The sequence below is a fragment of the Candidatus Desulfolinea nitratireducens genome, from assembly GCF_982879505.1.
Genome location: NZ_CEYOSI010000029.1, coordinates 1 through 8,405, shown reverse-complemented (window position 1 = coordinate 8,405; position 8,405 = coordinate 1). Strand labels below are relative to the sequence as shown.

The window sequence follows — 8,405 nt, the reverse complement described above, 5'->3', positions numbered from 1 at the left end:
TGCGGTCACGGAGATCGTCCCTGGCAAAGCCGAGGTGATCTATAATCCGCGCGTTTCCGGGGGTGTCTCCAAGATGTGTGCAGATTTGACATTGGCAAAGAAGAAATTAGGCTATCAGCCCTCTGTTTCGCTGGAAGAAGGACTCAGGTTGACACTGGAAAAAGACCCAAGATTTACAGAGTAGACCTACCAACTTTCAAACTTTCCAACAGTAAACCGTTCGAAGGTTTGAAGGTTAGAAAGTTAAAAGTGCCTTCAAAAATTCTCCCGGTTCCATTCTACAACCGCCCCACATTGACCGTTGCCCGCGAGCTGCTTGGAGCGACACTGGTCCGCGAAGAGCAGGGTGTTCGGATCGCAGGGATGATCGTCGAAACGGAAGCCTATATCGGGGAGAGCGATCTCGCCTGCCATGCCAAAGCGGGAAAAACACCGCGGACGGAGGTCATGTATGGGTCACCAGGACGGGCTTATGTCTACTTCACCTATGGAATGCACTGGATGTTGAACGTAGTCACCGAGATGGATGGATTCCCAGCGGCGGTACTGATCCGCGCTATCCGCCCCGTTGAGGGAATTGCGATCATCGCAGCTCGACGTGGAAAACAGCCACCTGCCAAATGGACCGATGGTCCCGCTAAACTGGCGCAGGCTTTGGCCATCGACAAATCCTTTAATGGTGTGGATTTATATAACCGTAATAACGGATTATGGATCGAAAAGGGGAAAACGATTACTGATGAGAGCGTCACCATCGGCCCGCGCGTGGGGTTATATACTGTGCCAGAGCCCTGGAAGTCAAAGCCCTGGCGTTTTATTGAAAAATAAAACGTATTATTCGTAATTTTTAAGGAGAGTAGAATGGGTCTTTTAGAAGGAAAAACCGCCCTGATTTTTGGGCTTGCCAATAAAAACTCGATAGCCTGGGGCATTGCTCAGGCATTTCACCGCGAGGGTGCGACCATCGGTGTCAGCTATGCGGGTGAAGTCCTGAAACGGCGTGTCGATCCCCTGGCTGAATCGATCGGCTGTGACTTTGTCGAGGAATGCGATGTGAGCAAAGACAAAGATATTGCAGCGGTCACTGCCAAAGCTGAAGAGCGTTTCGGAAAGATTGATATTCTCGTTCACTCAATTGGTTTTGCCAACCGAGATGAATTGAATGGCCCCTTTTATAATACCAGCCGCGAGGGGTTTCACCTGGCAATGGATATCAGCGTCTTTTCATTTGTGGCATTGGCGAAAGCATTTCAGCCCTTGATGAATCCTGGCGGCGCGATGATCTCTCTGACTTATCATGGTTCGGTTAAAGTGACTCCAAATTACAATGTAATGGGTGTGGCCAAGGCCGCGTTGGAGGCATCCACCCGTTATCTTGCTTATGATTTTGGACCGCAGGGGGTACGCGTTAATGCCATATCGGCCGGGCCGATCCGCACACTGGCTGCAGCAGGTGTGAGTGGCTTCAAATCGATGTATAAGGCCTTTATTGATATGGCACCTCTTCACGAAAAAGTGACCATCGAGGATGTCGGCAACGCAGCCGTTTTCCTTAGCTCCGATTTATCTGCCCGCACAACAGGCGAGATATTTTATGTCGATTCCGGCTATAATATTATGGGTGTACCGGATATGAGCGAAGAATAGTTTTTCCCACAAAAAGACGAATTTATCAGAGTAAAGGGCTGCGGAGAATTTCCCAGCCCTTTTACATAGCAAATTACATTGAAGATGATAAAATAGATGGCAGATACACATCCATCTATGAATAAATCACTGATTTTCCAGATCAGTACCCCAGGAATATTTTATGTTCAAACGAAGCCCAACTACCCCCGAATCGAACCAACCCATCCCGGCCGTGGAGCGGATCACCTCCGTGCTTGGCTCCGGTGTGATCTGGCATGGCGATCTCGATGGCAGTGGGGGCGTACGCATTGAAGGCGCCTTCGAGGGGAAAATTTCCTTGCGTGGCATGCTCGTCGTTGGCGAGACCGGTCGAGTGACCTGCGAAAATATCCGCGCTAACACAGTGATTGTCGCCGGCGCTGTTCGCGGCAATATCACCACACAAAAGCTGGAAATCCGCGCCACAGGTCGCGTTTGGGGCGATGTGGTCACGACAGCCTTCGTCACCGAAGAAGGCTCCTTTTTGCGCGGACAGATCCGCATGGAGGAGAGCGTTGATCTCGAGCTGGGTCCTGCCCCCGAATCGACTCCCGCCGAGGAAGCCGACGCAACCATTCCTGATATTGAGCCCACGGCTGAAATATAGAGAATTTCCATTGTAATCGGCAATCACCTCCACCCTCCCTTGAAAAATAAAATTTCAGCCCTGCTTCTTGCGGCTCTTCTCCTGACGGGATGTCTACCAAAGACAGATATCCCCATCGCAACGCTTCCCGCAACAAAGATGCCTGAGATGGCTTCACCCGTTGAACAAAACCTGCCTCCGCTCCGTTACGCCATTCTCAACCCAACAACTTCCGTTAATATTTGGTCACTCTTTGACAAAGAGGGCGCGTCTTACGAAAACTATGCCGTCAAAGGGGAATATTGGCCGCGCCTCTATCATCTCGCCGCGCCAAATAACGAACTCACTCCTCTCCTCGCCGATGGCTTCCCCTCCCTCATCACACAGGAGGGTGAATTCCTCACTGCCACCCTCACCCTGCTCCCTGATCTCACCTGGTCAGATGGCTCCCCTCTCAGCGCCACGGACGTCGCCTTTACCGTAAACACTGCCCTGGAATTTGAACTAGGTCTGAATTGGGCGGTATTCTATAATAAAAAGATTCTCCATCATCTCGAAGCTATTGATGCCCAGACCATTAAATATTATTTTTCATCTATTCCAAATGCAGGGGATTGGCAACAAGGCGCATTGATCGGCGTTTTTGCCAGCCAATCCTACTGGGAACCAAAGGTTGCTGAGGTCAAAAAGCTTCTCCCTCTCACCGAAGACAATCTTCTCATGGCAGAATATCAAATCCAAATTGATGCCCTCCAGGCCGAAGCCGAGATCATTGCCGAAAATATGCCAAACTTAAATCAGAAAAGCACCGAATACCGTGCTCATGAGAAACTACTTATAGACAGGCAATTTCGACGAGACTCCTTCAAAAAGAAACTTGAACTTGCCCAAAGGGAAAAACGGGAAAAATTCACTGCCGCTCGCGCCGCGCTCTATGCGCTGGATGATGCCAGGGAACCCCTGGCCGGTTTATGGCAGTTGTCTGCGGAAGAAGAAGGTTATATCGAAAACATAGCCCTCGTTTCATCCCATTTTGAGACGACCCGCTATACACTATATCAACGTGATGCCGCCATCCAGGCCCTCCTTGCGAATGAAACGGATTTTATCCTGACACCCCATGGCCTCACTTCCGATGATATATCTCATTTATCGGAAGACCCCGCCATTCACTTTACCGAAAGCCGCCGCAACAATATCCGCTTTTTGGCTTTCAATCACAATCGCACCCCTCTGGACGATATCGCTCTGCGCCATGCCTTATCCTGCCTGATTGACCCGGAATTTCTCGCCACAGAAATATTGGATGGAGCGGTCAACCCTGCATTGGGCTGGGTACACCCCGAAAATATCGGTTGGTATCCGGGCCAGATAGAGCCACCCTGCACCGGGTTGGACGCGGATGCCCGGCTTGCCGCGGGGGTGCGCCAGCTCAAAATGGCAGGTTATCTTTGGGAGCAGGAACCAAGTCCAAATCACGCAGGGAAGGGCCTGAAAATTCCTTCGGGTGAAGATTTCCCATCAATTACGATCATTGCCCCAAGCGACGATCCATCCCGGGCAAATGCTGCAATCCATATTGAAGCAATGGTGCGTTCGCTTGGAATCCCAATAACAGCCGAGAGTATCCCCGCCGACGATCTTTTCTTTGCTGTTTATGGCGGTGGCGACTATGATCTGGCGATCGTAGGCTGGAGTCTTTCTCTTTTCCCAGATTATCTCTGCGATTTTTTTTCAGAGGGAAATTTTTACAATTACAGCAATGCCGCAGTAAACACGAAATGCACCCAATTTCTAAGAACCAGCGACATCTCCCAAGCGCGTGAGCAACTCTTTCAGATCGAGGTCTACCTCCTGGATGATCTCCCAGCTGTACCACTCTTTTCAACCAAGGTCACTGAGGCATATCGGAATTTTTCTCTCCCTTTTGATGGTTTTTTGGACGGATTTGGATCAGGTCTCTATGGTGCACCTGCTTTGCTGAAGCCAGAAAAATGAGTAAAACCCCTTTCTAATCTCAGCTTATTATAAATAAATTGATAGCTTTATTTACTATTTTATTTTCAAATATTTGCTATAATTTATTACTCCAATAATCCTCAGGAAAAACTTATGACCCATCGCATCCTGCTTGTTGACGACCAACGCGAAGTAATCCGTCTTTTGCATTCCGCACTCAATACTCTCAAACAGAAAATTGAGATTATTGAGGCTCCTTCGGGTGAGGAGGCTTTTTTAGAAGTTACACGGAGCAAAATCGACCTTGTTGTGATTGATTATCGATTGCCGGGGATGTCTGGGTTGGAATTAATGCAAAAAATAATAACCCACGATCCAGATACTCAAATAATTTTGATCTCTGGAACAAAAGATAAAAAGGTCCGCGAAGTATTGAAGGAATCTGGTGCTTTTGCCTTTTTTGAGAAACCCATCTCCCTGACTGATTTTCTCGATGCCGTTGAACGCAGTTTGGAATTAAAGAGAACGGTTCTTCCCCCTGAAGGAGAAAACGGGGATTCTGATGCACATAAAAATCTATCTGGCTTGCTTTCGAAGTTTCGAAAAAGTATGGAAGCACAGGTAATCTTCCTGCTTTCTGATCAGGAGGATGTTTTAGCTAGAGCGGGTGCACTTAAAGATAGCGACCTGGAGGCTTCTCTGCTTTCGGCTTTGATGGGTATCTATCGCGGCGGACAAAAAGTTTCGGGCTTTATTCACCAGAAAGATCCATTGAGCTACCATATTTTCCCCGGAGGCGACCAGGATTTGCTCCTGGTCCCCGTTAACAACTCCCATGCACTGATTGTTGCAGGTGAGCGGATCGTTGAGCGAGGTAAAGTTCTTGATCTGACCGATGCGATGATGATCCTGAAAAGTGAAGTGGAGCATGTACTTGATGCAATGGGCGTTACCCGTTCCTCTCTGGAAAAAATGGATGATTATTTTGAAACAGAAGATTCTCCTGATGAAGAAATAATTGAAGATGATGATTCTTCGGTTGAACTGGATACCCTCCTCACACAGAAAAAAAAGCTCAAAACAACGGAGGCTGATAGCTTCTGGGAAGAAGCTGTGGTCAACAAAACAAATCTACCAGTGGATGCAGATAAACTCTCTTATGACCAGGCACGCCAACTCGGTCTGACACCAGAAGATAAGCCCTGAAACTTTGCGTTAACTTTCTCCCTATGATACAATCTCGCCCGCCTACGTGGGCAGTATAGGGGCATGGTGCAACGGTTAGCACACCGGCCTTTGAAGCCGTTGATCTTGGTTCGAATCCAGGTGCCCCTGCAAAAGTTTATGGTAACGATAAAAAGACAAGCCTTCACCCTCCACAGTGGGAACGCAGCGCTTGTCTTTTTGTATTTATTTGCTAACAAATATAATCTGAAATAGTAGCTAAAGGAAATTCCATGAAAACAACATCCATCATCCTTGCGGCGGGACAAGGGACCCGCATGAAATCTGAACTCCCAAAAGTGTTGCATTCCGTTTGTGGAAAGCCAATGCTTTGGCATGCCCTGCAAGCCGCGCAATCTGTAACCGACGAAACACCAGTGATGATTATTGGACATGGCGCCAATCAGGTGCGGGCAGTCGTTGGGGATGCAGCAAGATTTGTTGTGCAAGCCGAAAGACTGGGCACGGGGCACGCGGTTCAACAGGCGGAATCCACGCTGAAGGGAAATACCGACCTTGTACTTGTCAGCAGTGCCGATATGCCCCTTCTGACGAGTGAAACATTTAATGAAATGATTCGTCTGCAAAAGGAAAATGATGGCCCGATGACAATGTTGACCATTATCTCAGATGATCCGCGCGGTTTTGGGCGTATCATCCGAATGGAAGATGGCAACGTGCAAGCTATCGTCGAAGAGCCACAGGCAACGATAGAGCAAATGGCAATCAAAGAGCTCAATGTTGGGGCCTATTGTTTTGATGCAAAATGGCTTTGGGACGCGTTGGAGCGGATCCCATTATCGCCCAAAGGTGAGTATTATCTGACAGATACAGTTGGGCTGGCGGTTGAGGCTGGGATGAAAGTTCAGTCATTGACCTTGGAAGATCCCGTCGAGGCGGTTGGTGTCAATACCCGCATCCATCTCTCCGAAGCGGAAGCAGGCATGAGGCTAAGAGTGAATCGACTCCATATGCTCAAGGGTGTAACAATGATTGATCCCCAATCCGTCCATATTGGCATGGATGTGGAAATCGGTCAGGATACTGTGATTCACCCAAACACCTATTTACGCGGTGAGACAAAGATTGGCGCAGGCTGCGAAATTGGCCCGAATACCATCATTACAGACTGTACAATTGGTGACCGCTGCGAAATTTTATCCTCTGTCCTCGAAAAGGCTCGCCTTGAAGATGATGTGGATATGGGTCCCTTTGCCCGCCTGCGGAAGGGGGCGCATCTGGCAAAGGGTGTTCATATGGGCAATTTTGGCGAGGTAAAAGATTCATATCTTGGTGAAAACGCCAAAATGGGACATTTTTCATATATTGGCAACGCAACAATCGGCACGGAAACAAATATCGGCGCTGGGACAATTACCTGCAATTACGATGGAGAGAATAAACATCTTACCGAGATTGGCAAAGAAGTATTCATCGGCAGCGATACAATGCTGGTCGCCCCACTGAAGATCGGTGATCGGGCACGAACAGGCGCCGGCTCTGTGGTGACAAAAGACGTGAAGGATGATACCCTCGTGGTTGGAATGCCTGCCCGGGCAATTCGGAAATTTAAGTGATATAAACATAATACCTGCAACCTATCCTTCTCCCTTTGTCTCTCGGGGATTCTCCGAGAGTAGAGGAAGGAGATAATAGACTTCTTGCAAAAGTCCCTTTTTGACACTGCTCTAGCCGCCGTCCTTCGCGTAGCATACTAGCAGAGTGCGGCGGCGAGGACGCCGCCAGGAGCACATATTCAAAAGGTCTAATGAATAAAAGGAAAAAACGTGATCACAATTGAATGGGGCTTGCTCATCATCGCCCTGCTACTGGTTTTGGATTTGGCAATTGCCGCGACACGTGTCAGTTTTACAAATGCGCGCGCCTTTCGGCTGAGTGCTGAGGAAGGTCAAAACGAAGAAAGACTTAAACGTGTCCTCCTTTTGATCGAAAGCCCCCGTTTGGGAGCGGTTTTGCGCCTTAGCCAAACCCTGATGCGTTTTGGAATTGCTATCCTGAGCTTTATCCTCCTTCAAAATTGGGGAGGCTCTATCGGTTTTCAGATAATCAGTCTTTTATTGGTTGCTGTCATCATGCTGCTGGTTGAATTTTCAATCGAATTCAACGTAGCGGAAAATGCCGAAATTTGGGCTATGCAGCTGGCTTTTTTGGGTCGAATATTGTTATTTCTCTTTACGCCCTTGGTCATTCTGCCGCTCTTGCTCCTTAATCCGCGCCGCATATCCAGGGATACTTTCGCTCAAATGACCGAAGATGAACTGAAAACCTGGATCGTATCTGATGAAGAGAGCGGTAGCCTGGAACCTGAAGAACGCCGCATGATCTACGAGATCTTCCAATTTGGCGAAACACTGGCGCGCGAGATCATGGTGCCGCGTATTGATGTTCTCGCTTTGGATGAAGAGACTGCCACTCTCTCATCTTCTATCGAGGCTTTTATCACCTCTGGCTATTCGCGCCTGCCAGTATACAAGGAAAGCATAGATAATATTCTTGGCTTCCTCTACGCCAAAGACCTGCTCAATACCCTCGGTAAATCGGAAAACGAGATTATATTGCGTGACTTACTTCGCTCACCCTATTTTATTCCAGAGACAAAAAAAGCCGATGAACTTCTTTCTGAAATGCAGGAAAAACGTTTTCATATGGCGATCGTTGTCGATGAATATGGCGGCGTCTCTGGCATCGTTACCCTTGAAGATATTATCGAGGAAATCATTGGGGAAATCCAGGACGAATACGACGAACGCGAAGAAGCCCTTTACCAGGAGCTGGGGGATGATAAATATCTTTTTCACGGGCGAATTGATCTGGACACCTTTGCCGATATTGTCGGAACAGAATTGCCAAATGGCGACGCGGATACCCTGGCAGGATATCTCTATAATAAATTGGGGCGTGTTCCCCTGGGCGGCGAAAACGTCCGTGTAAATGGCTTGCTTCTAAC

The 8,405-nt window shown here is 48.3% G+C and carries 7 protein-coding genes, 1 tRNA gene and 1 pseudogene; all 9 read left to right on the top strand.

All coding sequences use genetic code 11. The features are described 5' to 3' along the window. Positions 1 to 184, top strand: a pseudogene (locus AC3DOM_RS04210) (NAD-dependent epimerase/dehydratase family protein); the annotation flags it as partial. Positions 185 to 249: 65 nt separating this feature from the next. After that, a complete protein-coding gene (locus AC3DOM_RS04205) occupies positions 250 to 828 on the top strand; it encodes a DNA-3-methyladenine glycosylase (RefSeq protein ID WP_487917775.1) in 579 nt (192 codons plus the stop codon). 33 nt (positions 829 to 861) lie between these two features. Continuing rightward, the gene (locus AC3DOM_RS04200) at positions 862 to 1,647 is read left to right on the top strand and encodes an enoyl-ACP reductase FabI (protein ID WP_487917774.1); all 786 of its coding nucleotides are present in this window, start codon (positions 862 to 864) and stop codon (positions 1,645 to 1,647) included. Between the two features lie 163 nt (positions 1,648 to 1,810). Beyond that, positions 1,811 to 2,275 carry a bactofilin family protein gene (locus AC3DOM_RS04195; RefSeq protein WP_487917773.1) on the top strand — a complete coding sequence of 155 codons (465 nt, stop codon included), beginning with the start codon at positions 1,811 to 1,813 and terminating at the stop codon, positions 2,273 to 2,275. A gap of 39 nt (positions 2,276 to 2,314) precedes the next feature. Then, positions 2,315 to 4,252: an ABC transporter substrate-binding protein gene (locus AC3DOM_RS04190; RefSeq protein ID WP_487917772.1), complete on the top strand. Its 1,938-nt coding sequence runs from the start codon at positions 2,315 to 2,317 to the stop codon at positions 4,250 to 4,252. 114 nt (positions 4,253 to 4,366) lie between these two features. After that, positions 4,367 to 5,419, top strand: coding sequence for a response regulator (locus AC3DOM_RS04185; RefSeq protein WP_487917771.1), 1,053 nt, complete (start codon positions 4,367 to 4,369; stop codon positions 5,417 to 5,419). Positions 5,420 to 5,476: 57 nt separating this feature from the next. Further along, positions 5,477 to 5,548, top strand: a tRNA-Gln gene (locus AC3DOM_RS04180). 122 nt (positions 5,549 to 5,670) lie between these two features. Next, on the top strand, positions 5,671 to 7,014 hold the full coding sequence (gene glmU / locus AC3DOM_RS04175; protein WP_487917770.1) for a bifunctional UDP-N-acetylglucosamine diphosphorylase/glucosamine-1-phosphate N-acetyltransferase GlmU: 1,344 nt from the start codon (positions 5,671 to 5,673) through the stop codon (positions 7,012 to 7,014). A gap of 210 nt (positions 7,015 to 7,224) precedes the next feature. Continuing rightward, positions 7,225 to 8,405: hemolysin family protein (locus tag AC3DOM_RS04170; RefSeq protein ID WP_487917769.1), on the top strand; the 1,181-nt coding region annotated here is incomplete at its 3' end.

What these genes read in the sequence shown, in the direction of transcription:
- AC3DOM_RS04200 (WP_487917774.1), top strand. Translation starts at nt 862, where the DNA reads ATGGGTCTTTTAGAAGGAAAAACCGCCCTGATTTTTGGGCTTGCCAAT.
- AC3DOM_RS04195 (WP_487917773.1), top strand. Translation starts at nt 1,811, where the DNA reads ATGTTCAAACGAAGCCCAACTACCCCCGAATCGAACCAACCCATCCCG.
- AC3DOM_RS04185 (WP_487917771.1), top strand. Translation starts at nt 4,367, where the DNA reads ATGACCCATCGCATCCTGCTTGTTGACGACCAACGCGAAGTAATCCGT.
- glmU (WP_487917770.1), top strand. Translation starts at nt 5,671, where the DNA reads ATGAAAACAACATCCATCATCCTTGCGGCGGGACAAGGGACCCGCATG.